This window comes from Variovorax brevis (genome assembly GCF_030317105.1).
Classification (GTDB): Bacteria; Pseudomonadota; Gammaproteobacteria; order Burkholderiales; family Burkholderiaceae_C; genus Variovorax; species Variovorax brevis.
The window spans coordinates 365627-392283 of the sequence record NZ_JASZYG010000006.1; the positions used below are offsets into that span (position 1 = coordinate 365627).

Sequence of the window (26657 nt, forward strand, 5' to 3'; positions counted from 1 at the left end):
GCAGCACTAGGACCATTCTTGAGAAGGGTGACACTGCAAATCGGCCAGGCCAAAACCTCGCAAGTATCCACGGCGCCTCTTGAAGTGGGCGAAATTTAATCGCCGGACAAGGGTTCTCAGGTAGAGTCCGAAAATCAACCCTTTCCCACGAATTGGAAATAGTCAAGGGGCGCTCCACCGATAGACGCCAAATCATCTGCAGGGAACCGCCGGAGGTGCGGTAGCAGAGCAAGGCGGTCTTGCATCAAGGGTTGAGGAGTATCCGAACCTTGGTTTTAGGTATGCCATTCAAAAGCACTCCATTTCGACAGATTGAGCGCCTGTATGCATCGGTGCTGCAAGCGGCCGCCTCCCTTGCAAACCTGAGATCTAGCAGCGCAGAACAAGAACGACTTCTTCGAATCACCACTGATGCTGTTGACAAGGCGGTGTCAACCACGAGAGATTCGATGGCAGTGCTCATTGCAGCGAATGCAACAGAAATCAGGAAGGCGACAGACGCATTTCAGCGCCTCTTGCCCCCACCCACGGCGCCCACCGAGATTGAGCGCTCGCAAGAACTGGCTCTTCTTCGGGCACAAGCGAATGCGTCGACGCCGCGCAACCCCGTCGTCCACGGTTGGTCTTCCTATTCTCAGTGTGACGAGGATGGAATCATTCGAGAGTGCTTGGCAAGGATTTCTCAAGTGGCGACACTGTCTCGAACATTCATCGAAGTCGGATGTGCTGATGGCCTTGAGAATAATACGCATCAGCTTGCACTCGACGGATTCGCAGGCTGCTGGATCGACGGTGACCTCAGAAATGTTCACTTCATAGATGAGGCGCTAGGAGGCCTCCAGTTCCCCGCGTTGATGATTCGACATTCCTTTGTAACGCTCGAGACGGCCGAGCAGACCATTAAAGATTGCCGTTTATTTCTCGGCACAGAGGAGATTGACCTTCTGTCTTTCGATGTCGATGGAAACGATACGCACTTGATTCGCAAAGCGCTGCTGGCTGTTCACCCCAAATTGATCGTTGTCGAATACAACGCGAAATTCAGGCCTCCTACTCGACTTGAAATGGACTACGTGGCCGAGCATAAATGGGGCGGCGACGATTACTTCGGCGCGTCGCTTCAGTCCTGGATGGATGTCCTGTCCGATTACACCCTGGTTTGCTGCAATATCAGCGGTGTGAATGCATTTTTCGTCCACAACGATTTGACAGTCCCATTCACCAAATACGGGGTTGAAAGCCTGTACCAACCTGCGCGCTATTGGCTGACACGAAAATCCGGCCATGCTCCGAGCCTAAGATGGCTGAGGCAATGCGCGCCGATTGCCAAAATTGACAGACCGTGGATCATTGAGGCGAAAATTCCAAATTTTCCGCCTTTCAATTTCGAAATTCATCGCCATATCGATCAATTCATCTCAAGCGATCTTGCCCGCGATAAAATCTGGGAACCTTTCGAAACCGATGTATTTCGGCGACTGTGCCACCTCGATGATTTTGTGCTCGACATCGGTGGAAATATTGGCTGGTATTGCGCGGTGGCTTCCAGAATCATCGGGCCGGACGGTCGGTTGATGGTCTTCGAGCCTGACCCGGAAAATTTTGGTCTATTGACACGAAACGCGTCGCGCCACACCGATGGGTCGCCGAGTTGCGTCGAACTCAAGCAGCAAGCCGTGGGCGATATTGTCGGCACCATCAATCTTTTCCGCTCTGAAGAAAATCTGGGAGATCACCGACTCTTTGACGATGGATCGGCGCGCAGTTCGATAGAGGTTCGAATTGTCACACTCGACTCTGTCCTGGCCCGCGAGACGCGGCTTCCGGACATTGTGAAGTCTGACACGCAGGGTTCGGAGGCCCGCATTCTGAGGGGCGCGCAAGGCCTCTTGGCCGCGGGCTGGCGGCCCATCTTTCTGCTTGAGTTCTGGCCCTTCGGTTTGACCCGTTCAGGTAACGAGCCGCTGGAGATGTGGCACATCCTTAGCGACCTCGGCTACCAAATGTTCGAGGTATCTGAGGAAAACCCAACGCTGACACCACTCGTGGCGGAGCAGCTTAAGCAGCGCATCGTCGACGACCTGTCTCCTACTTTGGGACGATTCATCAATATCCTCGCCGTGCCGCACGGCAGCAATCGCATTGCGGACTTGCGCGGCCTGCTTGATTGACTGCTGCGCGTGGTTGTCACCATATCGGCAATCGCAAATCACAACGTCACAAGGCGATCAGTCGTGTCGATATTGCATCGCCATAGCCGGCCCAATCCTGAATGTCGCGACCGATGGCTTCGAGCGAAAGCTTGCTCAGCAAGCCTGATTCTGTCGCCAAGCGCTCCATCGATGCAGCAACCGCCTGCGGATCAGTCATATCCGTAGTCAGACAGCCACCAGGCGCAGCCAACTCGGCCATGACTCCGCCATAGTGGCAAATACAAGGCTTGCCCATCCACAGGCTTTCCATGATCGGTAGCCCGAATCCTTCCACTACCGAGGGATACACCGTGAAGGCGGCGCGCTCGAATTCACTTGCCAAGTCGCAGTCCGGCAACAAGCCCGACCAGACAATGCTCGCGTCTTCTCCTACGACTCTCTGCAACCACGAAGCCAGATCGTCGGCCTCTGCAAATCGATGCCCCACCAGCACCAGTTTGAGTGGCAAATCGGGGCGCCGGCTTTTCAGCAATTGATAGGCTTGGACCAAGGTCCTGTGATTCTTGCGCGGCTCAATGCTGCATACGCAAAGGATCGTGATGACATCGCCGGCGGTTAACTCTGGCCGGCGGTAAGAACTCCTCGCCACAGCGCTGAATTGCCCGGGGAGTTGAACCGCCTCTCCCGCCGGTTTGGGGAGGCCGCTGCGCCGGGCATATACCCGAAACTGCTTCAGACTCTCATTCGAGATGGACCAGACGGCGTCCGCCGAGGCGAGCGCCTCGAGATACTCTGGAAAGCGTTCGACGACCTCTCTGGCGCAGAACAAAGGGTGCGACATGGGAATCACGTCGTAGAGCAAGCCGGCGACGGCCAAACCCCTGGCACGCGCCCACAAGAAGCGCTTTTGCACGGCACCGTCGAGGATGACTTCGGGAAGCAACAAAACGGCACGCTTTTGATGGCCGAACATGGAGAGGCAACTGTCCAGCGTCGAGAACGCCTGCTGTAGTTCACCGCCGTTGGGGCCATCGAATGTCGCCAAGACACCGCCTTCCGAAGCCGACAACAAGCGGTAGTAGTCCAGTGCAGGATCCCAGCGTACGAAGACAGGGAAGATCCCGCGTATTTGCTGCAGCGCCTGACACAGTCTGCGGGTTACGCGGATGACGCCAGGGTTTGCGGGGTCGATGGACGAGCAGGTGCAATCGATGATGACGAGTCTTGGAAGCTGTTCCAGCCAGCGTTGTGCATCTACGTCAATGGGCACAGCGGGAAGGGCAAGGACTCGCGCAAGTGCTTCATCGTATTTGATGAGAGTCGCTCGCCAGCTGAAGGCACTCCGAAATCGCTCAAGCCGGCCTTCGACCTTGATATGCGGGGGCCACCCTTCCCGAAGGATGCGGACAGCCTTGGACGCCATGTCGTCCGGGCGCGCACACAGCATGCAAGGATCGAGGACGACTTCAGCGTGTGCGGCCAGGCTGAACGCAAGAGCGGGTATCCCCAACCACTGCATTTCCGCCAGAGGAAGGTTGAATCCTTCCCACAAAGAGAGCGACAACCCCAATTTGCACTGGCGCATGATGCTTAAAAGGGCCAAGTCGCTCACGAAACCAAGGAACACGACGGCATCCGCAATTGCCGGAGGTATCGTGAACTCGCCTTCGCGCGCCAAGACCAGCATGCGCGCCTCGGGAACCTGAGCGTGAATCCTCTCGAAGACCTCCAGCGCCGCAGGACTGTTCTTGTAGCCAGTGGCCTCATAGCGCCCCAGCAACATGACGAACTGCTGTCCAGTTTCAGCCATTGCTTGAATCTTGGCGTTTGCAACATCATCGACGTCCCCACCATCCGGTGATTCGAACATCGGGGTTTCCAGATGATCTGCCCCGAGCAGGATGGTCTCGACTCCATGGCGACTGCCTCGATCGGGAAGTGTTTGACTCTCGGCGATGAACCCGCTGATCGGGAATACCGCGCTGAATTTTGGCAATGCTGCGGCACGAATCCGTCGGAGTTCACGCTGCGTCGGCAGACCGAGCGGCGTCATCCCATCGTGAGGTACGGCTCCGGCATCAATGAATACTGATCGAACATTGCGATCGGCACAGACGGACGCTGCGGAGAAAAATGGCCATCCACCACTGATGAGAACGTCTGGCGCGCCATCAGCAAAGAGTTCGCGACTCCAACCCGCTCGTAGGAGATCGGCTGCGCGCGCTTCTGCCTCCTGAATCGAGAGACTCCCTATCCCGTCTAGGATGTGCAATTGCGGTGAAATCCTTTCGACCATCGACCTGTCGCAACGCAGACAGACGAAGGTCACGCGGTGGCCCTGGCGCACAAGACTTTGCCCAAGGAGCAGCAAAAGGCGATCGACACCAAAACGCGGCAGGAGCCTTTCGTTGCAGATAACGAAATGTCGAACGCTCCCGATATTTACCAGGGCTGAAGTCATGGCCAGTTGTCGGGACACCGAAGGTGAAAAGACTCTTGGGGGGCGAGCGCAGTCAGCATTTCCGCACCACCCCGTGCATTTTTTGAACGCGCAATTGGCATCGGATCTGCGGCCATTTTTGCGAGGACCCACCGCATCTCGATTTCCTGTTCGACGGTCGTCACACCACCAAAGAGTCGACCCACTGCCACGATTGGTCCGCAAGCGCTTGAGGAGATGATCGGAATTCCCCATCGCAAGGCTTTCGCCGCGGGAGCGAAGGCTGTGTCCGCCCCCCAATTCCAGAATGCAGCGGCCTCCTCCCACGCCTCGGCCGGCAACCACTCATGCCAAGCCAATCGAACGCGGCGCCCGCCGGCGACCGCGTCTTCAGCCTGATGCAAATTCTCACAGGCCGAATACGCGTCCAAGTCCGGCACAGGGCCGGCGCAGATGATCAATGGATCCGATGGTGCCGTAATGGGCTGGGACAAAACTTTCTTGTACTCCGCCAGTATTGCCTCTGTCGTGACCTCTTCGTCGAAATGATTACGTCTAGCGAGATTGGCGTCCCCTTCCTTCACCGCTCGTTCAGGGTCTTCCACGTAGCCCCGCATGGCGCTAGCCAACTGCTGGGGAGCGGATGGCGGAACGAGCATGCCTGTTCGGCCCTGCTCGACGAGGGCGCCGACCCCGCCAACGTCTGTCGCGAGTTGTGCAGTGCCTGCAGCAATGGCCTCCAGCAGCGAAACCGGCTCGTTCTCGGGCCAACGCGAAGGCAAGATCACGACATCACTTCGACTCATCAGTTCAAGGACGCGCGCGCGTGGCACGCGGCCCACGCACTTCACGAATTCGCTAAGTCCGAATTCCCTGATCTGGGCTTCAACAGTCGGCCTCAAATGACCATCGCCAGCAATAGTCACCTCCCAACCAAACGCCAGTTGTGGCATCGCGGCCAAGCGCCTAGCCGCCTCGATGAGGTCCGTGATGCCCTTGTGCTCGCCGAGATAGGCAACGCACAGGAAGCGGACGACGGAGGTGCGCGATCGCACCATATCCCTGAACGGACTTAAATCAATGCCATTTGAGATGACAGAGAGACGATTCCGCTTGATCACGCCCGCCTGCACATACGAATTAGCGAGTGCCTGGCTCGGCGAGATCACTCTCGAAGCGTGATTGAAACACCATGCTACAAAATCTCGTCGCAGACGCATCGGAAGTGCGTGGTGCACGTCATGCGGACGAATTGCTCTGTCGCAATGGGTCCCACACTCTTCGGTATTCCTGCACGTCGTGCCATCGACCCGCAGCATCGTGCCGCGATAGCACAGCCCCCACAAGTCATGCAACGTCAACACCGTTGGAATACCCCTTCGGCTAGCCAAGGGAACAAGATCGGCGCCCAAACCGGCCACGTTGTGAAAATGAACAAGATCAGGCCGTGCGGCGTTCAGCACCGCCTTGAATTGCTCGGCCGTACGCGCGTTTCGAAAATTTTCTTCTGACGCGAAGGATGCGATGGAAGTTCGCCAAACGACCAGGCCATCTGCGCACTCCCGCTCGAGCCGCCCCAACCCGGCTTCATCCTCCTCAATCCGTCCAGCAAAGACGCTGACATCGTGGCCTAGCGCCCTCAGACCAAGCGCTTGACGTTGCGCAACAACTTCCGCACCCCCGATAAAATACGGTGGAAAGAGATTGCTGACGATAAGAATTCGAAGCGGACGCCCAATCGGACCGGAATGGTTCACAGGCCGGGCTCTCAGTGCGGCTGGCCGCCCGCTGTCGCACCGTGAAGTGCCCGTACCGTATCGGCCGCACCCGCAGAAATGCTGAGTTCGCCGTGTCGAGGGCTGGAATTCAGGTAAGCCAGCCCCAAACCACCCCAGACTTCCCCACCCCTAATCTGGCCCGGAACAAAATCAAGCTCCACGGCATGGACATACGGACAACTCGCCCAGTCCGCGCTCGCCATCCCGCGACGGCACTCTGGATTGCCACTATCATGCATTACGATAAACATTGGCCCAGCCGGCAAAAAGCGTCTGTGAATTATCCGTTCAATGTCTCGCCGAACGCCCGCTGCGCTGTGGTCCGCGTCAATCAGGACCAAGTCGAGGCCAATGCTCTTCGCGTCGAGTTCACTTAAGAGATCGGTCAGCACCGTCTCCGGCGCGCCGATGCGAAGATCAACATTTTTTGGCACGGCAAATCGCCCGGGCACCTCCGGATCGATATCACACGCCCATACATGTTGAGCAAATTTTGCAATCAGAGAAAGGCTGCCTCCATGGTAGACGCCAACTTCTAGGACATTCTTGGGGCGCACTTGAGCCAGCAGCCCCATTAACGCCATGCGCTCACTATTGAGCATCTGCCAATTGGCAGTCGGAAGGCCCGGGTATAGCACTTCTTCCAACATTAGTTGGGCTCCTTATAACTCATCAAAATGACTATTGACTGATTTTCTCAGCGTCTCGCCGAAATCTCAAACTCGAAACATCGACCATTTCGACGGCCTCTAACGGGTATTTCGATACTTTCAAAGCCGGCCTCGTGAATAAGCGATGTCAGACTATCAGGAGTTAGCAAGTTAAAGTGGAAGTCACCGCCATAGTCCTGGCTTCCAAAAAGGACTTCGCGAAAGTCTTCAAATGCGTAGGCACCTTCGGTCACTGCCTTCAACATTGCCTCACCGTCCGGCACAATGGCACGAAGGGTGCCGCCAGAGCGTAATAGACCACGCCAATGAGGGAGCAACCGTCGGCGCAACTCTTCTTGCGGAAAATGTTCAACGAGGTGGGATGAAAAGACTTCATCGACTGTCCCAGGCTCAAATGGAAGCGAACCTACATCCGCAACGACATCCACACCAGGGACATCGCGGGCGTCCACATTGACATAGTCCGGCATGGCAATGTGCCCGCATCCAAGGTTAATCTTGAATTTCCCATTTTGCAGGGCTTGTTCCACTTTTGTTGGATTGAGAACATTAGCAACAACCTCTCCCGAGACGCCGGTGGTCCGTACCGTTCGACCGACCCCATAGTTCAATTCAAATAAAAATTCGCGCCGTACGAATTCGATGCGATCCAACACGAATCGCAGAGTGTTGTCCACCTGAGCATCCCGCGCTGCCAGCTCCTTGCGCAGTGGACCCGTCGAATCCGCAACAACCTTCAACCGCTCCGGATTCGCTACTTCGGAGGTGCGTTCCTCCACATGTTGGAGTCGCACAGTCAAGTCCTCGATCCTAAATGCCCGAGACTCAGCCGTTTCAAGTCGAGACCGAAGCTCTTCAACGCCCCGCCATCGACCAACCAAATCCTTTAAATGCGTCGCATCTTTTTCAATTCCTTCAAGTTTCTCCAGCAATTGCTCAACTTTGTGAAAGCGTGCATCAGCTCTTTCGACACGCGACTCGAGTTCCATGAGGTGCTGCACACGTCTTTCAGATGACTCAACCTTCACAGCCAGTTCGTCGGCCTTTTGCACGCCTTCTTCAATAGTCGATATGTCGTTTCGCACGCGCAACCACACGCGTGCCAAATCGTCGATCGTGCGCTGACGACGATTTCCCTCCTGCTGAAGTTGGCTGATTTGCAACTGAAACTGTCCCAGCCTGCCATCTAGTTGACCGATCTGCGGCTGTAATAGTGCAATGGGGCGATTGAGGCGAAATAGCAATGGACGCAACACGGGTCGTGCAAGCGCCTTCAACGACTGCTTGAAAGTAACGCGCGTCATGGATAGCCCTTCAGTGAACTACCAAGCAGCACGTGACCGACGACTCGCATCGAAACTGACCAAGCTTTCGGGAAACGTAGCACGAAAAACCCCTTTCCTTCGGAGAACAACGGACTGCAATCACGAAGCAATGCGTCCTTGTAGTTTGCAGTAAGTGACAACCATATACTAAGTTGCGAGGCGAAGCGGGCAGTCCACACAGACTTTTCGTTGCGTAAAGTCTTCGCTTGGCGAAACAGAAAGCTTCATTTGAATCCTTTTGTATCACAGAATTTAGTCGTCTGTTGTAGAACAGATCAACTAAGGAAAGAGAAACCATGTCGACCTCCGATACCGTCTCAGCCGCCTTGGACAAAATGTTTGAGCGTCCGGAAGGGCTTTATGGGGCATTTGATGATCTGCCCGTGATAAGTCGAATGGGTCATGAGCGCCGAATGGAACTACTCGAGCAACTCAACATCGGCTCCCCAAGCTCCATGAAGATCGCCGACTTTGGCATGGGCAGTTGGGGATTTGCCGCTGTCTATCCGCGTTTGCATGACTGTGCGGCAGCCATTGGCATGGACATCTCCGCCTCCGCGATCGAACAGTCTTTGCGACTCATTGCAGAGTCAAAACCAAAGTATGGGCCTGTATTTTCCGCACTTCAATCTGATGGCATGGATCTCCCGCTGCCCGACTCAAGTATAGATCTATTCTTTTCAGGAGAAAGCATTGAACACGTCAAGTTTCCGCTCAAACATCTTGGTGAAATATATCGAGTTCTCAAGCCTGACGGCCAACTCGTAATCACAACACCGAATCGGGACGCAATAAAATACAAAGAAAAATCCGAAGAATATTGCACCAGCCCAGAGCATTTCTGGCTATTCAATTACGAAGAACTGATCGTGGCGGCGTCCCGCTTCTTTGAAGTAGTGGAGGCGTACGGTTTTAACGGAAGCTTTGGAAGTCATGAAGAAGATCGATCAATAATGGACGAAGCAACGGCACGGGAATGGAGTCAACGTTTCAAAGACTCGCCGCAGCTCGCGACAGGAATCGTCCTCCGACTTATAAAGCGGCCAGGTATCCGCGAACGCTACGAGTTAATTGACGTCCCGAAGGAGGACATTTTAATAAATGCACCGGGCACGTATCTCGATCTCGAGTTTGGCCTCAAAGGTCTCCTTCTCGACAAACCAGAACAATCAGTTACAATTTCGCGCCCGCCGAGCGATGGTTTTGTATGCCGTTTTTGGAGCCACCGCTGGAGTGGGATTACCTACATTCATGCAGACAAGCGCCGCCAAGAGGTTGACCTTTATACAAACGTTCCAGGCTGGAAAAATTGGACTTCAGACCAGCGGACGATAACTCGGTCCGAAATTACCATTTCGCCAAGCCAACGCAAGAACGCAAAATCCGAGGCGGCGCAAACGTTGTTTTTTGAAGCGTTTGGCTGGAATGTAGTCAATACACCAATACCGCTCACCCCAGCCCAGCCGCTCAAAACAACTCCCACATCGATGGCCGGCTATGGATTCGACAAATTCCAGCCAATTGTCTCAACCACAGTATTCCATTGGTTTTCACCCAACGAGGGCAACGTTCGGGGACCATGGCAACCAATTGAAGGAAGAAAAAATTGGACAGGAGAATGCGAATTTTGGCGGACGCAGATCAAGCAAATAATGCTGGCCAATATTGATTCCATCTATTTGCACTGCATCGACCTATACGAAGATGCCAGATGTGAATTTTTCAAAGCATACGCAGAATTGCGCCGCGAAGGGTTTGATGTTCCTAAAATAGCTCCGTTCCTTGATCCAAATATACTATTTGGCCAGCCGGGACGATCTCCAATAGATGTCGAAACCGACGCAGGCAAGGACGCATTCACGAATCATTACGTTCGGTTTTTTGACCAATACTTTGCAGAAAACAGAGATGATGATGCCGCAAGCTTCTTGCTTACGATTGACGGAAAGTTAACTTTGGCCACTTGGTGGGTCTACTCGCTTCTGCACAATCTTCACACATTGACGCGGGAAGACGTGGAGCGACGTTTGTCAATCGCGTTCGGAGCGAAAATACCGCAGCTCCGCTCCGGCATCCACATGGTCACCACCGCGCTCATCGATCCTGATCTTTCATTTTCAGATGAACGCATTATTGCATTTTCCGGCTACGCCTACGCAATTCACTGCGTGCATCATGGCATTGACTCATGGCATGTTCAACCTGGCTATTGGGACCAAAACATTAGGAAGCCGGGCTATCTTCTGCCGCGCGGCGGCGGAAAAAATTATCGAAGCGCATGGGATGCTGTGATTGCCGCCGCTCCGCATTTGCATCGGGTTTACGTTGAGAGTTGGAATGAATATGACGAAGGCTCCGGAATCTACGCGGCAGATCCGGCTGCGCCATGGACCGATCCTGCGATGAATTCCGGTGTGGACTCATTTTCTGATGACGGAGATCCCTTTGAATACATCCTCACGACGAACCGGGGGGCATCAAAAATAAATGGACGCCCCGCTTGGGATTGCAAATTCTTGTGGCACGACATGCCCGCACTCGCAAAACCAGGGCAATCGATGCAGATCTCAGTCACAGTGCGCAATCTAGGAAACACCCGCTGGGCCACAGGTGAAGACATTGCGCTCGTTCTGCGTGGCGAAGGAGGCGCTGAGCTTTCAAGGGTTCACCCGTGCGAAGGAGTTGAAGATCACTGGCCACATGGGGTCTATCGGGGGGGAGCAGTCGAAGTCAAGTTCATGGCCGTCGCAACCCGGCGGACAGGCCGGTCGCAGTTCACGGTCGAACTACTGCATGGAGAGCATCGCATCGGGAAGGCCATGCATTTGTCAGTTGATGTGATTTCTTAGTCTGCAATGGCCGAGCCCCAGCGCACCCAATGCTGAAACAAAGCTTGCTTCGCGCACACCACTCGGCACATTCCGGTCACTCACCCGTCAGTGCGACCCGCATGACCGCGCGAAAGAGAAATTGCACATGGTGCCCCCTTGTGGGGCGAGGTCTGCGCCGGCCAGTCGGCGCCCTGTGTTTGACGAATATGGTCTGTTTGCACCACACTACGACGGCTCCATCCTTCATTCTTACCGTCATTTTTGCGATGGCCGACAATGTCACAGTCGATGCGCGCGCTCTGCGGCGAAGGGGGCTTCTCGCCATGGCACTCCTAACGCCAGTGGCTGCGGCGATGCCGCCGCTTCGCGCAACTCAACCAAGCTCATTCAGCACTTACCACTTCGTCGACGGATGGTACATCTCCAGTTTGGAGGCTCAAGAAGCCCTGAATCGGGGTGATCCACATGCTGATTGATGCTGCAAAAGACCCCGGCCTGCCTCAACACCTGGATTTTTGTGTCATCGGAACTGGTCCGGCTGGCCTCGCGGTGGCCTTCGAACTAGAGACCGCCGGCTTTGACGTTGGCCTAGTTGAAGCGGGCGATCTGAATCCATCCCGTTCCAGCCAATTCTTCTATCAAGGCATTGACGGTGGGATAACATACGCCTTGGATGGCAGCAGAATAAGGGCACTCGGTGGCTCATCAAATTGTTGGGGTGGCTGGTGCAGACAGCTAGAGCCCATCGAGTTTGAAAAACGCGAATGGATGCCTGCATCGAGTTGGCCCATCCAGCACCGATCCATTGCAAAATATTATGGTACCGCCGGCAAGATTTTGAACGTTGATGGAAAGAATTTTAATCCCGACTTCTTGAAAGAAAAGGCCAGTAGGCAAGGCATCTATCTAACCAAAGAGTCAAGAATCTTCTCGCCTCGCATATGGCAAGTCAGCGTCAATCGCAGACTTGCCGAGGTATATCGCGATCGGCTGGCGTCGAGCCAAAAGATATTCCTCATCTACAATTGCACCATTACGGATATTCTGTTCAACGGCCTCAAGGTCAGCGCGCTGAAGTACGTCACCGCAATAGGAAAACATGGCGAGCTCAGTAGTCGCAATTCTTTTGTGCTTGCGCTGGGAGGCATCGAAACATCTCGTCTGCTGCTCATTGCAAGATCAAGAGGACCATCTGCTTTGCAGTCAATAAGCCCTTGGCTGGGAAAAGGATTCATGGAACACCCAGCGCGAATAAATGGCTGGCGAATGTATGTGCCCTATCGCAGCGTCCCTTTTGTCGAAGAGGATGGCGGCGCGTTGCAGCCCATTCCAGGCCAAGATTTTCGCATCGCCTTTGGCTTTGGTGCATCTGAAGCGGCTCAACGCAAGTATCGGCTTCCTGGTTTCTGGGCAGTGCCCGGTGCCGCACAAAAGATCACTGATGAAAAAGAGGAGGCAGCCGCAAGACTGTTTGTTCAAAACATGCAGCGCCTCGATAAAAAGCCAGAAGTTCGTTCAGTTGACGTCACATGGGCAATCGAACAGTCGGTCAATGTGAAATCACAAATTAGACTGTCCCACACGGACGACTCGATGGGGCAGCCAAAAGTGCTTTTGGACTGGGAAATCTCCGATTCGGATGCGAGGACCGTAAAGGCTTATGAACATCTTATTGCAAAAGATTTTTTAGATCGAAAAATTGCTCGCTTTCGTATTCTCAACAGCATAAACACGAGCGACAAGGTCATTGACTACGGCAATCACCACATGGGTGCAACGCGAATGGCCGCCAGTCCAAAAGATGGGGTCGTTAATTTTGACTGCAAAGTTTTCGGCACGAGCAATCTCTATCTTGCTGGTTCCGGCGTCTTCCCCACGTCGGCAGTAACGAATCCAACGATGGCTTTGACGGCACTGGCGCTTCGACTCGGAGATCACCTAAAACGCTCTGTTTGAGCCTAACTCGCTCCAGCAGGGTTGCCGCGATTTTTCACAGTGCCACCATGTCGAACGAACGAGGTAGCCGCGCTCTCAACGCGTTGCTTGTGCAGCCTAGACCTGCCAATCACGCCTCACTCACTCCATTGCGCTTGTCCCGCCCGGCGAACAGGTCGGGCGCGCTCAAGCGTACAGTGCACATTCAGTGAAAGCCGCCCCAAGCAAGTCCTTCGCGGAGAGCACTGGTGCTGCGCGAAGATCTGGCCAAGCAATCCCGAGCGTCGGATCGCTCCACAAGATGCACCGCTCATGCTCGGGAGCGTAGTAGTCCGTGGTCTTGTACAGAAAGTCTGCCGACTCGCTCAGCACAAGGAACCCGTGTGCAAACCCTTCGGGCACCCACATCTGCCGGTGGTTTTCAGCAGACAGTTCCATGCCGACCCACCTGCCAAATGAAGAACACGACCGGCGAATATCCACCGCCACATCGAAGACCGCCCCGCGCGCCACGCGCACGAGCTTGCCTTGCGCTTGCTGGATCTGATAGTGCAGACCACGCAGTACGCCCTTGGCGGAGCGCGAATGATTGTCCTGGACGAATTCGACGTGGCGCCCCACGGCATCATCAAAGACCTTCTGGTTGAAGCTCTCCAGGAAAAAACCGCGCTCATCGCCAAACACTTTCGGCTCGATGATCAACACATCGGGAATCGCACTGGGCGTGATCTTCACAGGCGAGCCTCCTCGGTCAGCAATCTCGCCAGGTACTTGCCATATTCGTTCTTCTGCAGCGACGCTGCCAGCCGGGCGAGTTGCTCGTTGTCGATAAAACCGTTTCGCCACGCAATCTCTTCGGGACAAGCGATCTTCAACCCCTGGCGATGCTCGAGCGTTGCAATGAACTGCCCGGCCTCGAGCAAGCTCTCATGCGTGCCCGTGTCCAGCCAGGCATAGCCACGCTTCATGATCTGGACGTTGAGCCGATCGCGCCCCAGGTAAGCCCGGTTGACCGCGGTGATTTCAAGTTCTCCACGGCCGCTTGGCTTGACGGCCTTAGCGATCTCGATCACGTCGTTGTCATAGAAGTACAAGCCGGTCACCGCATAGTTACTCTTGGGCTGCGCCGGCTTTTCCTCGATGCTACGCGCCCTGCCCTTTGAATCGAACTCGACGACGCCATAGCGCTCCGGGTCATGCACGTGATAGGCGAACACCGTAGCGCCCGCCTTGTTGTCATCGGCCTTTGTCAGCAGTCCTTCAAAGTCGTGCCCATAGAAGATGTTGTCGCCAAGCACAAGCGCACTCGATGCGTTGCCGATGAACTTGTCGCCAATGATGAAGGCTTGCGCCAACCCGTCCGGACTCGGCTGCACCGCGTATTGGAGGCTGACACCCCAACGGCTGCCATCGCCCAGCAGTTGCTGGAATCTCGGGGTGTCCTGTGGCGTGCTGATGATGAGGATGTCGCGCATGCCGCCCAGCATCAGGGTACTCAGCGGGTAATAGATCATCGGCTTGTCATACACCGGCAGGAGCTGCTTGCTCATGGCAAGGGTGGCCGGGTGCAACCGCGTACCCGAGCCTCCCGCCAGAATGATTCCTCTGCGTTGAGTCATGTTCTTGATGCCTATTTTTGGTCCAACACTTCCCGCAACATCCGCGCCACGCCAGTTTGCCAATGCGGCAGCGTAAAGCCGAAGGTTGATCGAAGCTTGGTAGTGTCCAATCTTGAGTTGGCGGGGCGCCTGGCAGGCGTAGGAAAAGCGCTCGTCGGCACTGCTTCGACAGCCGAGGGCGCTGCTTTGAGCGCCACCCCGGCAGCCCGTGCCTGTTCGAACACATAGCTCGCATAGCCGTGCCAACTTGTTTCGCCGCCCGCGGCCAAGTGATAGAGGCCCGCCTTGCCGGGATCGCGCAGGACATCGCGGATCGCCTGGGCGGTGACGTCCGCGAGCAGCTCTGCACCGGTCGGTGCGCCGAACTGGTCATCGATCACGGTCAGGTGGTCGCGCTCCTTGGCCAGACGCAACATCGTCTTGGCGAAATTTCCGCCACGTGCCGCATAAACCCAGCTCGTGCGAAAGATAAGGTGACGGGCGCAATTGGCAGCAACCAATTTCTCGCCCTCGAGCTTGGTCTGCCCGTAGACGCTCAAGGGTCCGGTGGGGTCGCTTTCTCGCCAAGGCTGCGTCCCGCTGCCGTCGAATACGTAGTCGGTCGAGTAATGCACTACGAGTGCGCCGATCTGCTGCGCTGCCTGGGCCACCACGCCCGGGGACGTCGCATTGAGCATGCGCGCGAAATCAGGTTCGCTCTCGGCCTTGTCGACCGCCGTGTGCGCAGCAGCATTCACGATCACATTTGGCCGCACCTTCAGGACTGTCTCTGCCAAGCGCTCTGGCTGACCAAAATCCGCGAGGAGGTCGTCACTGTCGAAATCCAGCGCCACGAGCTCACCCAATGGCGCGACGCTGCGTTGCAGTTCCCATCCCACCTGCCCACCTTTGCCAAACAGAAGCACCTTCATCGGGACTTTTCCTCGAGGCCGGTCGCATATTGCTTTTGAACCCATTCGCGGTACGCACCGCTTTGCACGTTTCGCACCCAATAGCCATGGTCGAGGTACCACTGCACGGTTTTACGGATGCCGCTTTCGAAAGTCTCCGCTGGCTTCCAGCCCAACTCACGCTCAAGCTTGCGCGCGTCGATGGCATACCGGCGGTCGTGCCCCGGCCGGTCGGGCACAAATGCGATTTGCTCGCGGTAGCTCTTGCTGTCATTGCGCGGCCGAAGTTCGTCAAGCAATGAACACACTGTGTGGACGATCTCGATGTTGGGTTTCTCGTTCCAGCCGCCCACGTTGTAGGTTTCACCAATCGTCCCGGCTTCGAGCACGCGGCGGAGCGCGCTGCAGTGATCCTTTACGTAGAGCCAATCGCGCACCTGCATGCCGTCGCCATACACCGGCAGGGGCTTGCCAGCGATTGCGTTCACGATCATCAGCGGGATGAGCTTTTCCGGAAAGTGAAAGGGGCCGTAGTTGTTCGAGCAGTTGGTTGTCAGCACCGGCAAGCCATAGGTGTGGTGCCAGGCACGCACAAGGTGGTCGCTCGCCGCCTTGCTGGCCGAATAGGGGCTGTTGGGCTCAAACTTGTTGTCTTCGGTGAAGGCCGGGTCGGTTGCCGCTAACGAACCATAGACCTCATCGGTAGAGATATGCAGCAAGCGAAACGCGCTTTTCTCGTCGGGCGCCAGACCATTCCAGTAGCAACGAATCGACTCCAGCAGCCGAAAGGTGCCGAGCACGTTGGTTTGGACAAAATCCTCGGGGCCATGGATGGAGCGGTCCACATGCGACTCTGCCGCGAAGTTAACGATCGCCCGGGGCCTGTGCTTGGCCAGCAGGGCGCCAAGCAGCACGCTGTCGCCGATGTCACCACGCACGAAAGTGTGCTTCGGATTGCCAGCGAGTGACGCGAGCGTTTCAAGATTGCCTGCGTAGGTGAGTTTGTCGAGGTTCACCACCTCTTCGCCGCCGTGAGCCAGCCAGTCGAGGACGAAATTTGCGCCGATGAAGCCGGCGCCGCCAGTCACGAAAATCACGCTGGATATCCCAATGTTCTTGTGAAGATGTGATCGCCAGCCGACGACCGAAAGGGGCGATTATCCACATCAGAGCAAAGCGCGAGGTGCTGCCATCAACTCCGTGGCTCGTCGCAATTTCCTCACTCCAAGAAAGGTCGGAATCACCGGGGAAGCCTGCCTTTCTCTTGCTCGGCGTAGGTGCACCAGTCGTATACAACCTCACTTCCGCGCGAGGTCTCCGCAGAAAGACATCCTTGCATCTTATACGGCCACCTTATGATCAGGCATTTCAGAAAGTGCTCCTTCATCGACGCGGCATCCGCGCCGCCCGCACACCCACGGCGAGCTAAGACATCACGCACTTTATGGACGTACCCACGTCGGCGTCAACACTCGTGTCAACACACATCGGGATGATGTGGCACCTAATAGGGATCGTTCACCCCTGTGACGTTCGCCAGTTCTCCTCGTCGCGCCCGTGCATAGAGTCCTTTGACATCGCGTCGTTCGCAGTCCGCCAGCGACGCCTGCACGTGGACCTCAAGAAATGGCGAGACAACGATTCGACGCGCCAGACTTCGATGGACCTGCAAAGGCGAGATGACCGCGACAATGACGGTCACACCCTGCTTGCTGAAAAGTCGCGAGACTTCAGCGATGCGGCAGATGTTCTCCGTGCGATCTTCCGGGCTGAAGCCCAGCCCTTGACTCAGCCCTTGCCGAACCTCGTCCCCATCGAGAATCAAACAGGTTGATCCACAAGCGATCAATCGCTCTCGTAGCCGTCTGGCAAGTGTCGCCTTCCCGATCCGGAAAGGCCCGTCAACCAGACTACGAGAGGCCCCACCTCTTGGCCTGCAATCCCGAACGAATTGCTTGCTTCATCGGCATGACGCGCGATTTTGACGGTGGGTGTTGAATTCACAGTGATTCGGATTGCGTTCGCAGGAGTTTCGCGAACTGAGGAAGCGCCCACACGAACGCTTTGCAAAGTTTGTACGAGACTGAAACAACTCGCTCGCCTGGAAAGGTCGCCGCTTGAATCGATGCGTGTCCCACCAAACGCTACGTTACCTGTTCTAAAGTAACGCAACTGCATCGGAGACCTCATGGACAACCCCAAAGACGAAAAACCCGCAGACCGCATCAAAGACTCCGCCCAACAAATCTGGCTAGCCGGCCTCGGCGCCTTCGCCAAGATGCAGGAAGAAGGCAGCAAAGCCTTCGAGGCCTTGGTCAAAGACGGCACGGGCGTCCAGAAGAAAACCCAGCAAGCCGCCGAAGAGACCCTCGCCCAAGCCCAGGCCCGCATGGCCGGCTTCGCCAGCGAGTTCAGCACCAAGGCCGCCGGCGGCTGGGGCAAGCTCGAAAACATCTTTGAAGAGCGCGTCGCACGCGCCCTGGAAAAGCTGGGCATGCCCTCGGCCAAGGATCTCACCGCCCTGCAGGCCAGGGTCGACGCGCTCGAAGCCGAACTCGCGCAAAAAAGCAAGGCCACCGCCCCCGCGAAGTCGCCCGCCCGCAAAACCACCGCACGCAAGGCCGCCGCCCCGACCACGGCAGCCACCAAGCCTTCCCGCCGCAACAAGACCAGCGGCACAAGCTGACCCCCACCCTCGTCACGCCCGGCCAGGAACAAAATCCACCGGCCGCGGCGTATGCCATTCGGGCAGCCCCCGGCCGTCCGGCCTGTTCACACTTGAGCTAGAGTGTCGGCAAGAGACAACACGAAGCCCGACATGGCCAAGAAAGCGCCACGCCGCACTGCGCAACGCATCCTGGAAGCCGCACTGGACCTGTTCAACCGGTTCGGGGAACCGAACGTCTCGACCACCCTGATCGCCGCCGAGCTGAACATCAGCCCGGGCAACCTTTACTACCACTACCCCGCCAAGGACGAACTCATCAACCGGCTGTATGCCGACTACGAAGCCGAACTCGACAACCTGCTGCAGGCCAGCGTTGGCGTGCGCGACGTGGAAGACGCCTGGTTCTTCATGCACACGCTGTTCGAACTCATCTGGCGCTACCGCTTTCTTTATCGCGACCTGAACGACCTGCTCAGCAAGAACCGCAACATCGAAACGCAGTTCCAGCTGGTGCTCAAGAACAAGGTGGGCGCCATCCGGGCGCTGGTGGCGGGGCTGGGCGAAGCCGGGAACCTGCAGATCGACGCGCGCGAAGTGTCCACGCTGGCGCACAGCATGGTGGTGGTGCTGACTTACTGGCTCAGCTTCGAATACGTGCGCAACCCGCGCGAGGCGCTGGAGCCCGAACATGCACAAGGTGCCCTGCTGCGCGGCGCGCATCACACCCTGCATTTGCTGGCTCCCTACCTCGCGCCGGACCAGCGGCAGCACCTTTTAACGCTGAGTGAAGCCTATGCAGGCGAAAATTCACCGGCGCTCTTGCCGACGACTTGAGATCTTTTAATAACAGCATGTCCGAACCCAAGATCCAACCGCTCTCGCTTTTCGCCTCCGGCGGCGCTGCGGCGAAAAGTGATCCGTGGACCCGGATTCCCTACGCCGACGTGCCGCGCTTCGACGCGCGCACCGTGCTCGCCAAATGGACCCGCCTGCAGGCCGGCCAAGGCAAGCCCGCCCAGCCCTGCGCAGACCTTGCGGAAGGGTGGGCGCTCTATCACAGCGGCGATTTCGAGCAGGCCGCGGCCATTGGGCTGCAACACGGCCCGGAAGGCCTGGCACTGGCCAACCGCGCCGTCGCGATCTACGCCAACTACCTGGAACCGCGCGAGGCCGTGCGGCTGACCCTGTTTCGCCAAGTGGCCGACCGCACGGCCGCGCAGATCGCCGCCGAGCCGGACAACTGCCAGGCGCTGTATTGGCACGCCTATTCCCTCGGCCGCTACAGCCAGGGCATCAGCGTGGCACGGGCGCTGGCGCAGGGCCTCGGCGGCAAGGTCAAGGCCACGCTCGAGCGCGTGATCGCGCTGCAGCCGGAGCATGCGGATGCCCACGTATCGCTGGGCGTCTTCCATGCCGAAGTCATCGATAAGGTGGGCCCCCTCGTGGCCCGGATGACCTACGGCGCGCGGGCCGACACGGCCGTGGCGCTGTTCGAGCGCGGCCTGGCACTGAACCCCGACGCACCCGGCAACCTGATGGAATATGCCAACGGGCTGCTCATGATTTATGGCGATTCGCGCCAGGCCGAGGCCAAGAGCCTGTTTGAAAAAGCCGCTGCCTTTACGCCGGCCGATGCCCGCGAACGGCTCGATGTCGAACTGGCCAAGGCCGGGCTTGCGGATTGAGCCGCCTTCAAAATCTCGTCACACTTTGAAGCACAATCAGCCCTTTTTCGCGCCCACCCCATGTCCGACCTGCAAAGCCAATTCGAAGCCGCCGAAGCCAACTCCAAGCTCCTCACCGAGAAGCCCGACAACGTCACCCTGCTGAAGATCTACGGCTACTTCAAGCAAGCCACGCGCGGCGACAACACCGAAAAGAAGCCCAGCTTCAGCGACTTCGTGGCCCGCGCCAAGTGGGACGCCTGGACGGCGCAAAAAGGCCTGTCGGCCGACGAAGCCAAGCAAAAGTACATCGACCTCATCGAATCGCTGCGCGCCTGATGGCAACGCAGTGACCTGACCCAAAACGTCAGGCCACGATGCCGCGCTGCCTGAGCGCGGCGATCTGTTCCGCGGTCAATCCCACTTCCCGCAAGACGGCATCGGTGTCCTCGCCGAGCGCCGGCGCATTGCGCCGATGGCTCGCCGGCGTCGCCGACATCTTCGGCACGAAGCCCGGCAGCGCCAGGGTGCTGCCATCGGCCTGCGCCACGGCCTGCAGCATTCCGCGCGCCGCAAAGTGCGGGTCGGCGGCGATGTCGGCAATCGTATAGATGCGCCCTGCCGGCACGTCAGCCGCAGCCAGCGCCTCGAGCACTTGCGCCACCGTGCGCGCGGCCGTCCACGCGCCGATGGCGCCGTCGATCTTCTCGACCTGCGCCACGCGGCCCGTGTTGTCCGCCAACGCCGGATCGGCCGCCAAGTCGGGCCGTCCGATGCACTGCATCAGGCGCCGGAAAATGCTGTCGCCATTGCCGGCGACGATGGCGTACCCGTCAGTGCAGCGATAGGCATTGGTCGGCGCAATGCCGGGCAAGGCGCTCCCCGCCGCCTCGCGCACCGCCCCGAATGCGCTGTACTCCGGCAGCAGGCTTTCCATGCAATTGAAGACCGCCTCGTAAAGCGCCACGTCGATCACCTGCCCCACGCCCCTGGGCGCCTGCGCGCTCACCGTGGCATGTCGATGGTGCAAGGCCATCAGCACGCCGATCACGCCATGCAGCGATGCCAGCGTGTCGCCAATGGACACGCCCACCCGCACCGGCACGCGTCCCGGCTCGCCCGTCAGGTGGCGCAGTCCGCCCATCGCCTCGGCGACGACGCCAAAGCCCGGCCGGTCGCGGTACGGTCCCGTCTGTCCATAGCCGCTGATGCGCAGCATGATCAGCGCCGGGTTGATGGCATGCAGCGCGTCCGGCCCCAGTCCCCAGCTTTCCATGGCGCCGGGGCGAAAGTTCTCGATCAGCACGTCGGCTTCGCGCACGAGGCGGCGCACCACGTCCTGCGCCTCGGCCTCGCGCAGGTCCAGCGCCAGCGAGCGCTTGTTGCGCGACTGCGCCTGCCACCAGACCGAAGTGCCGTCCTTGAGCAGCCGCCACTTGCGCAACGGGTCGCCGTTGCCCGGCGGCTCGATCTTGATGACTTCGGCGCCAAAGTCCGCCAACGTGCGCGCGGCGAAAGGCCCGGCAATGAGCTGGCCCAGTTCGATGACGCGCAGGCCCGCGAGTGCGCCGGTCGGGCGATGGGTGTCTGAACCGCTCTGTGCGCCGTCCATCACGCCTTGGTGGCCGGCTTGGTCTTTTTCGCTGCAGGCGACGGCTTGGCGGCCTTCGTCGACTTGGTGGCCGGTGCGGCGGCAGCCTTGACGGGCTTGTTAACCGGCTTGGCCGCCTTGACCGCTGCCTTGACAGGCTTGGCCGCCGCTTTCAAAGGCTTGCCCGACTTCCCCGCAGCGACCGGCTTGACCGCCTTCTCCTGCTTGGCACCCGGCGCCTTGGCCCCACCCTTGGCCGATTTCTCCGGCTGCGCAGCCCCGCCCGCATCGCCCAGCAATCCATCCAGCACGCGCGTCACGGCGTCCGTGATGCGTTGGCGGAACAGGCCCAGCAGGAAGCCCAGCTTGGCCTCCAGCACCACCGTGTGGCTGGTCACCGTGACCGTCCCGTTCAAACCCGGCTTGGCGAACGCCGTGACGTCTTCGGTTCGGCCCCGCGTGAGCGTGCAGGTAAGCCCGTGCTCGCGCTTGACCTGCTCAGCCCATTGCTCCGCCACCTTGCGTGCGCGCGTCATGCCCAAATCGTGTTCGCGCTTGATATGAATGTCAGGCACCGTTTGTCCCCTTCTCTTTCTGATCTTTGTTCTGGTTCTGGTTTCCATGTGCCGACAGCGGCTCCACGCGCAGTACGCGATCCCGCTCCGCCTTTGGCTGCGCGGCCAGCTTCTTCACCTCGGCGTAGAAGCGGGGCCACGGGTCGCCGCCTTCGCGGCTTTCCCGCGCAAACAGCGCCTCGAAGCCGGGCACCTGCTCATCGTAAGCGGCCTGCGCGCCAAACAAGGCATTGTTCGCGCGCGCAACCCAAGCGTCGTAGGCATTCTGGCGCGGGCCGGTCCAGCCCGCGCGCAACTGGGCAAAGCGTGCACGGAAGTCATCCATCACGGCGCGCTTCATGCTGTCGACGGCCGGCCAGTCCTGCGCCTGCGCCTCCTTGGATTCGTACACCGCCTGCAGGCGCTTGCGCGTGTCCAGCGTCAGCTCGCGAAACTGCCGGCGCCGCTCATCGAACTGGGCGTATTCGGTTCGGGCGGCATCGCCGGCCTGCGTCGCCAGCCAGCGCTCACCGCCCATGCGCTCGACCGAGGTGGCGTAGGACTCGTTGAACATGGTGTCGCCCTGCACATAGACCACTTGGTGCGCCAGTTCATGAAAGATGATGCGCGCCAGCTCGCCCTCCGGATAGCCGATGAAAGTCGACAGCAAGGGGTCGCCGCCCGCCCAGTTCATCCAGCCCAGCGTGGAGTAGGCCGGCACCGGATACACCGACACCTCCAGTCCCTGTTCGCGCAGCGCGGCGGCTTCGGCCTGCGCGTCGGCCTCGACGTAGTAGCCCCTGTAGCCCACGCAGCCCGCCACCGGAAAGCACCAGGTCTTGAGCGTGAGCGAATGCGCCGGCGCCGCCACCACGTTCCAGATGGCGGCCGGGCGGTGCAGGTCCGCGTAGCCGGTGTAGCTGTCGTTGTCGGGCAGGCCCAGTTCGGCGCTCGCAAAGCGGCGGATTCGCTGCGCCAGCTCCAGACGCGTCTTGAGCCGCTCCGGCGTGGCCGGGTCTTGCAACCATTGCGACACCGGCCGGGCGGCGCGCATCACATCGACATGGCCGGTGGCCGATTGCAGGTAGTAGCTGATGTTGGTGCAGCCCGCGCAGCCCGCAATGGCCACGGCCCCGATCGCCGCCGCGGCGAGGGTCCAGAACACGCCGCGTCGCCGGGTCATGACGCGACGGCGCTGGCTTCCGTGGCGGCAGCTGCTGCAGCGGCCGGCGCGACCATTTCGACCTGCACCAGGCAGTCGTAGAAGGTCGGCCCGCGTCCGATGTCGGTCAGCCGCTGGCTGGTGAGCTGGTTGACGTTGGTGCCGTCCAGGCCCAGCTTGCGCCACCAGATGCCCAGACCGTGCACCACGCCGGGCCGTGCACGCCGCGAGACCTCCGCGCGGCAGCGGTGCTCGCCGCGGTCGTTGAACACGCGCACCACGCTGCCGTCCTCGATCCCGCGCGACGTGGCATCGGCCACGTTGATCTCCAGCAGCGGTTCGCCCTCGATGGCCCGCAAGCTGGTCACGTTCACGAAACTCGAGTTGAGGAAATTGCGCGCCGGAGGCGAAATCATGGCCAGCGGATAGTCGGCCGAACTGCCCGCGACCTCGTGGTTGGGCACGTGGTCAGGCAAGCCGTCCTGCCCCATCGCGGCCAGCCGCGCGCTGAACATCTCGCACTTGCCCGAGGGCGTCGGAAAGTTGCCTTGCGCATAAGGCGTATCCGGCAGCGCCAGCGTCGCGAAACCCCTGGACTGCAATTCCTCGAAGCTGACGGCGCTTTGCGGAAAGGCGCTGCGGCACAGGCTCAGGTCGTCGTCCGCAAAGCAGGGTTCGTCGAAACCCATGCGCCGGGCCAGTTCGCGAAACACCCAGGCGTTGCTCCGGGCCACGCCGCGCGGCGCCACGGCGGGCGTGTTGAGCAGCACGTCGGTGTGGCCGTAGCTGAAGTGGATGTCCCAGTGTTCGAGTTGCGTGGTGGCCGGCAACAGGTAGTCGGCGTAGTCGGCGGTGTCCGTCTGGAACTGCTCCATCACCACGGTGAACAGGTCTTCGCGCGCAAAGCCCGCCACCACCTTGCTGGAATCGGGCGCCACGGCCACCGGGTTGCTGTTGTAGACCACAAGAGCCTTGATCGGCTTTTCGGTGTCCAGCAGTGCATCGCCGATGGTGACCATGTTGATGGTCCGTGGCGTGCGGCCGGCCAGCAGGTCGGGCCGCTGCAAGGCGGCACGATCGACGGGGTAAAGCCCCGAACTGCTCAGCAGCACACCGCCCGCGCGGTGCCGCCACGCGCCGGTCAGCGCCGGCAGGCAGGCCACGGCACGCGCCGCGTTGCCGCCGCCGTGCACGCGCTGCATGCCGTAGTTCAGGCGGATGGCTGCCGGCTTCGTCGTGCCGTAGTCGCGGGCCAGCGCCACGATCTGCGCCTCCGGCACGCCGCACACCTGCGCGGCGCGCGAGGGCGGCCACTGCAATGCGCGCTCGCGCAGTTGCGGCCAGCCGACGGTGTATTGGTCGAGGTAGTCCTGGTCGAGCCATCCGTTCACGATGAGCTCGTGCATGAGCGACAACGCCAGCGCGGCGTCGGTGCCCGGCAGCAGCGCGACATGCTCGTCGCACTTGTCGGCCGTCTCGGTCTTGCGTGGGTCGATGCACACCAGCCGTGCGCCCGCGCGCTTGGCCGCTTGCGCATGGCGCCAGAAATGCAGGTTGCTGGCAATCGAGTTGCTGCCCCAGATGAGGATCAGCTTCGCTTCGGCGAAAAATTCGACCCGCATGCCGACCTTGCCGCCCAAAGTAAAACCAAGGGCCTCACCGCCTGCCGTGGAGCAGATCGTGCGGTCCAGGAGCGACGCGCCGAGCTTATGGAAAAAACGACGGTCCATGGATTCGCCCTGCACCAAACCCATCGTTCCTGCGTAACTGTAAGGCACAATTGTTTCAGGATTGATACGTTTGAGCTCGCTTAACCGGGACGCAATGTCGTCGAGCGCCTCATCCCATGACACGGGTTCGAAGCGCCCGCTGCCCTTGGGGCCACTGCGGCGCATGGGCTGCACGAGCCTTCCGGGGTGGTTGTTGCGCTCGATGTAGCGCGAGACCTTGGTGCACAGGACGCCCGCCGTGTGCGGGTGCTCGGCATTGCCCTGCAGCTTGGTCGCCACGCCGTTGTCGACGGTGGTGACGAGCGCACACGTATCGGGACAGTCGTGCGGGCAGGCGCCCAGCACGCGAAGAGGGGAAGTCACGGAAGCATCCGGGGCGGAAACCATTGGCAAGTCTAGTGATGCGACGCAGAGGGCGCGAAAGGGTATTTACGATGATGAATCGCAGGCAATTCTCCACGGTGGTGGGTGCCACGATGCTTGGGGGGTTTCAAATTGCGCGCGCGCAAAGCGAAACACCGATTGTGCTGGGGCAATCCGCGCCCTTCAGCGGCCCGGCGGCGCAACTGGGCATCCAGTTCTACGAAGGCGCCAAGCTGATGTTCGACCAGCACAACGCACAGCCCGGCCGTGACGTCGAAATCAAGTTCCTGGACGACGGCTACGAGCCCGACCGCTGCGCCGCCAACACGAAGAAGCTCCTCGAAGAAGACGTCTTCGGCCTGTTCGGCTACATCGGCACGCCGACCAGCCTCGCGGCCCTTCCGATGGCGGTGAAGGAAAAGGTGCCCTTCATTGCGCCCTTTACCGGCGCCATGTCGCTGCGCGACCCGTTCCAGAAGAACGTGTTCCACCTGCGCGCCTCGTACAACGACGAGACGGCCGTCATCGTCAGGCAGCTCACCAACCTGGGCCTCACGAAGATCGCCGTCTTCCATCAGAACGACGCGTACGGCAAGGCCGGGCTGGACGGCGTGACGCTGGCACTGTCGCAGCTCAATCTCAAGCCGATCGCGCAGGCCACGGTCGAGCGCAACTCGGTGGAGGTGACTGCCGCCGTGCAGGCGCTGACCGCGGCACGCCCCGACGCCATCGTGCAGATCGGCGCCTACAAGGCTTGCGCCGCCTTCATCCGACAGGCGCGCAAGAGCGGCTACGGCGGCACCTTTTACAACGTGTCCTTCGTCGGCACGCAGGCGCTGGCCGACGAACTGGGCAAGGACGGCGCGGGCGTGGTCGTGACGCAGGTCGTGCCCTCGCCCTACTACGCGGCCAACGGCATCACGCGCGAATTCACGGATGCGGTGAAGAAGGCCGGCAAGGGGAGCGTCAACTTCTCGAGCATGGAGGGCTACCTGGCGGCCAAGGTGTTCATCGAAGGCATGCGTCGCGCGCCGGGACGGGTGACGCGTGAATCGCTGATTGCGGGTCTGGAGAGCATCGACCGCCAGCAGTTCGGTGGCTTCGAGGTGTCGTTCTCGCCGAGGAACCATGTGGCGTCGAAGTTCGTGGAGCTGTCGATGCTGACGGGGGACGGTCGGATCCGCACCTGAGCCTGACTTTCTCCTCTCCCCTCCGGGGAGAGGTTGGGAGAGGGGCACCGAGCGGTTGATGAGTGCGTGGTTGATCCAAGGCCCACGCCCCTC

Annotated in this window: 21 protein-coding genes; 8 read left to right on the forward strand and 13 right to left on the reverse strand. The window is 59.3% G+C overall.

The genetic code is table 11. From position 1 onward, the window contains the following. Positions 1–449 precede the first annotated feature (449 nt). The gene (locus QTI66_RS21235; protein ID WP_286561845.1) at positions 450–2171 is read left to right on the forward strand and encodes an FkbM family methyltransferase; all 1722 of its coding nucleotides are present in this window, start codon (positions 450–452) and stop codon (positions 2169–2171) included. Positions 2172–2217: 46 nt separating this feature from the next. Here the strand turns inward: QTI66_RS21235 and QTI66_RS21240 are convergent, their stop codons facing one another. The 4 genes from QTI66_RS21240 to QTI66_RS21255 are packed head-to-tail and all read right to left on the reverse strand — an operon-like array spanning position 2218 to position 8346. Then, positions 2218–4614, reverse strand: a complete 2397-nt coding sequence (locus tag QTI66_RS21240) for a glycosyltransferase (protein ID WP_286561846.1) — start codon at positions 4612–4614, stop codon at positions 2218–2220. Continuing rightward, entirely contained in the window at positions 4611–6350 is a 1740-nt protein-coding gene (locus QTI66_RS21245) for a glycosyltransferase family 4 protein (protein WP_286561847.1), read from the reverse strand. The genes QTI66_RS21240 and QTI66_RS21245 overlap by 4 nt, the downstream gene beginning before the upstream one ends. Before the next feature lie 11 nt (positions 6351–6361). Continuing rightward, positions 6362–7021, reverse strand: coding sequence for a class I SAM-dependent methyltransferase (locus tag QTI66_RS21250; protein WP_286561848.1), 660 nt, complete (start codon positions 7019–7021; stop codon positions 6362–6364). A 47-nt stretch (positions 7022–7068) separates the two neighbouring features. Beyond that, positions 7069–8346, reverse strand: coding sequence for a methyltransferase domain-containing protein (locus tag QTI66_RS21255; RefSeq protein ID WP_286561850.1), 1278 nt, complete (start codon positions 8344–8346; stop codon positions 7069–7071). Between the two features lie 317 nt (positions 8347–8663). Here QTI66_RS21255 and QTI66_RS21260 point away from each other — a divergent pair, with 317 nt between their 5' ends. Further along, positions 8664–11216 carry a methyltransferase domain-containing protein gene (locus QTI66_RS21260; RefSeq protein ID WP_286561851.1) on the forward strand — a complete coding sequence of 851 codons (2553 nt, stop codon included), beginning with the start codon at positions 8664–8666 and terminating at the stop codon, positions 11214–11216. A 447-nt stretch (positions 11217–11663) separates the two neighbouring features. After that, positions 11664–13154 (forward strand): FAD-dependent oxidoreductase, encoded by a 1491-nt coding sequence (locus QTI66_RS21265; RefSeq protein ID WP_286561852.1) that lies wholly within the window; start codon positions 11664–11666, stop codon positions 13152–13154. Positions 13155–13319: 165 nt separating this feature from the next. Here the strand turns inward: QTI66_RS21265 and rfbC are convergent, their stop codons facing one another. The 5 genes from rfbC to QTI66_RS21290 form a co-directional block, all read right to left on the reverse strand. Continuing rightward, entirely contained in the window at positions 13320–13868 is a 549-nt protein-coding gene (gene rfbC, locus QTI66_RS21270; protein WP_286561853.1) for a dTDP-4-dehydrorhamnose 3,5-epimerase, read from the reverse strand. Next, entirely contained in the window at positions 13865–14752 is an 888-nt protein-coding gene (rfbA, locus tag QTI66_RS21275; RefSeq protein ID WP_286561992.1) for a glucose-1-phosphate thymidylyltransferase RfbA, read from the reverse strand. Before rfbA ends, rfbC begins: the two co-directional genes overlap by 4 nt. 11 nt (positions 14753–14763) lie before the next feature. Beyond that, positions 14764–15663: a dTDP-4-dehydrorhamnose reductase gene (rfbD, locus tag QTI66_RS21280; protein WP_286561855.1), complete on the reverse strand. Its 900-nt coding sequence runs from the start codon at positions 15661–15663 to the stop codon at positions 14764–14766. Continuing rightward, on the reverse strand, positions 15660–16739 hold the full coding sequence (rfbB, locus tag QTI66_RS21285) for a dTDP-glucose 4,6-dehydratase (protein ID WP_286561857.1): 1080 nt from the start codon (positions 16737–16739) through the stop codon (positions 15660–15662). The genes rfbD and rfbB overlap by 4 nt, the downstream gene beginning before the upstream one ends. Before the next feature lie 407 nt (positions 16740–17146). Beyond that, positions 17147–17491 carry an adenylyl-sulfate kinase gene (locus QTI66_RS21290; protein WP_286561860.1) on the reverse strand — a complete coding sequence of 115 codons (345 nt, stop codon included), beginning with the start codon at positions 17489–17491 and terminating at the stop codon, positions 17147–17149. Between the two features lie 339 nt (positions 17492–17830). Here QTI66_RS21290 and QTI66_RS21295 point away from each other — a divergent pair, with 339 nt between their 5' ends. The 4 genes from QTI66_RS21295 (at position 17831) to QTI66_RS21310 (ending at position 20313) form a co-directional block, all read left to right on the forward strand. Next, positions 17831–18328, forward strand: a complete 498-nt coding sequence (locus tag QTI66_RS21295; protein WP_286561861.1) for a phasin family protein — start codon at positions 17831–17833, stop codon at positions 18326–18328. 132 nt (positions 18329–18460) lie between these two features. Then, positions 18461–19144, forward strand: a complete 684-nt coding sequence (locus QTI66_RS21300) for a TetR/AcrR family transcriptional regulator (protein WP_286561862.1) — start codon at positions 18461–18463, stop codon at positions 19142–19144. A gap of 17 nt (positions 19145–19161) precedes the next feature. After that, on the forward strand, positions 19162–19995 hold the full coding sequence (locus QTI66_RS21305) for a tetratricopeptide repeat protein (protein WP_286561863.1): 834 nt from the start codon (positions 19162–19164) through the stop codon (positions 19993–19995). A 60-nt stretch (positions 19996–20055) separates the two neighbouring features. Beyond that, complete coding sequence (locus tag QTI66_RS21310) at positions 20056–20313, forward strand: acyl-CoA-binding protein (RefSeq protein ID WP_286561864.1); 258 nt, start codon at positions 20056–20058, stop codon at positions 20311–20313. A gap of 28 nt (positions 20314–20341) precedes the next feature. Here the strand turns inward: QTI66_RS21310 and QTI66_RS21315 are convergent, their stop codons facing one another. The 4 genes from QTI66_RS21315 to QTI66_RS21330 are packed head-to-tail and all read right to left on the reverse strand — an operon-like array spanning position 20342 to position 25398. Beyond that, on the reverse strand, positions 20342–21586 hold the full coding sequence (locus QTI66_RS21315; RefSeq protein ID WP_286561865.1) for a CaiB/BaiF CoA transferase family protein: 1245 nt from the start codon (positions 21584–21586) through the stop codon (positions 20342–20344). Beyond that, entirely contained in the window at positions 21586–22188 is a 603-nt protein-coding gene (locus QTI66_RS21320; RefSeq protein ID WP_286561866.1) for a polyhydroxyalkanoic acid system family protein, read from the reverse strand. The genes QTI66_RS21315 and QTI66_RS21320 overlap by 1 nt, the downstream gene beginning before the upstream one ends. Further along, the gene (locus QTI66_RS21325) at positions 22133–23302 is read right to left on the reverse strand and encodes an aminopeptidase (protein ID WP_286561868.1); all 1170 of its coding nucleotides are present in this window, start codon (positions 23300–23302) and stop codon (positions 22133–22135) included. Before QTI66_RS21325 ends, QTI66_RS21320 begins: the two co-directional genes overlap by 56 nt. Continuing rightward, complete coding sequence (locus tag QTI66_RS21330; RefSeq protein ID WP_286561869.1) at positions 23299–25398, reverse strand: molybdopterin-containing oxidoreductase family protein; 2100 nt, start codon at positions 25396–25398, stop codon at positions 23299–23301. Before QTI66_RS21330 ends, QTI66_RS21325 begins: the two co-directional genes overlap by 4 nt. Positions 25399–25445: 47 nt before the next feature. On the opposite strand from QTI66_RS21330, the gene QTI66_RS21335 reads away from it, so the two are divergent. Next, a complete protein-coding gene (locus tag QTI66_RS21335) occupies positions 25446–26564 on the forward strand; it encodes an ABC transporter substrate-binding protein (protein WP_286561871.1) in 1119 nt (372 codons plus the stop codon). The last annotated feature ends 93 nt before the right edge of the window (positions 26565–26657 follow it).

What these genes read in the sequence shown, in the direction of transcription:
- QTI66_RS21235 (WP_286561845.1), top strand. Translation starts at nt 450, where the DNA reads ATGGCAGTGCTCATTGCAGCGAATGCAACAGAAATCAGGAAGGCGACA.
- QTI66_RS21240 (WP_286561846.1), bottom strand. Translation starts at nt 4,614, where the DNA reads ATGACTTCAGCCCTGGTAAATATCGGGAGCGTTCGACATTTCGTTATC.
- QTI66_RS21250 (WP_286561848.1), bottom strand. Translation starts at nt 7,021, where the DNA reads ATGTTGGAAGAAGTGCTATACCCGGGCCTTCCGACTGCCAATTGGCAG.
- QTI66_RS21255 (WP_286561850.1), bottom strand. Translation starts at nt 8,346, where the DNA reads ATGACGCGCGTTACTTTCAAGCAGTCGTTGAAGGCGCTTGCACGACCC.
- QTI66_RS21260 (WP_286561851.1), top strand. Translation starts at nt 8,664, where the DNA reads ATGTCGACCTCCGATACCGTCTCAGCCGCCTTGGACAAAATGTTTGAG.
- QTI66_RS21265 (WP_286561852.1), top strand. Translation starts at nt 11,664, where the DNA reads ATGCTGATTGATGCTGCAAAAGACCCCGGCCTGCCTCAACACCTGGAT.
- rfbA (WP_286561992.1), bottom strand. Translation starts at nt 14,752, where the DNA reads ATGACTCAACGCAGAGGAATCATTCTGGCGGGAGGCTCGGGTACGCGG.
- rfbD (WP_286561855.1), bottom strand. Translation starts at nt 15,663, where the DNA reads ATGAAGGTGCTTCTGTTTGGCAAAGGTGGGCAGGTGGGATGGGAACTG.
- QTI66_RS21295 (WP_286561861.1), top strand. Translation starts at nt 17,831, where the DNA reads ATGGACAACCCCAAAGACGAAAAACCCGCAGACCGCATCAAAGACTCC.
- QTI66_RS21300 (WP_286561862.1), top strand. Translation starts at nt 18,461, where the DNA reads ATGGCCAAGAAAGCGCCACGCCGCACTGCGCAACGCATCCTGGAAGCC.
- QTI66_RS21305 (WP_286561863.1), top strand. Translation starts at nt 19,162, where the DNA reads ATGTCCGAACCCAAGATCCAACCGCTCTCGCTTTTCGCCTCCGGCGGC.
- QTI66_RS21310 (WP_286561864.1), top strand. Translation starts at nt 20,056, where the DNA reads ATGTCCGACCTGCAAAGCCAATTCGAAGCCGCCGAAGCCAACTCCAAG.
- QTI66_RS21315 (WP_286561865.1), bottom strand. Translation starts at nt 21,586, where the DNA reads ATGGACGGCGCACAGAGCGGTTCAGACACCCATCGCCCGACCGGCGCA.
- QTI66_RS21320 (WP_286561866.1), bottom strand. Translation starts at nt 22,188, where the DNA reads ATGGAAACCAGAACCAGAACAAAGATCAGAAAGAGAAGGGGACAAACG.
- QTI66_RS21325 (WP_286561868.1), bottom strand. Translation starts at nt 23,302, where the DNA reads ATGACCCGGCGACGCGGCGTGTTCTGGACCCTCGCCGCGGCGGCGATC.
- QTI66_RS21330 (WP_286561869.1), bottom strand. Translation starts at nt 25,398, where the DNA reads ATGGTTTCCGCCCCGGATGCTTCCGTGACTTCCCCTCTTCGCGTGCTG.
- QTI66_RS21335 (WP_286561871.1), top strand. Translation starts at nt 25,446, where the DNA reads ATGATGAATCGCAGGCAATTCTCCACGGTGGTGGGTGCCACGATGCTT.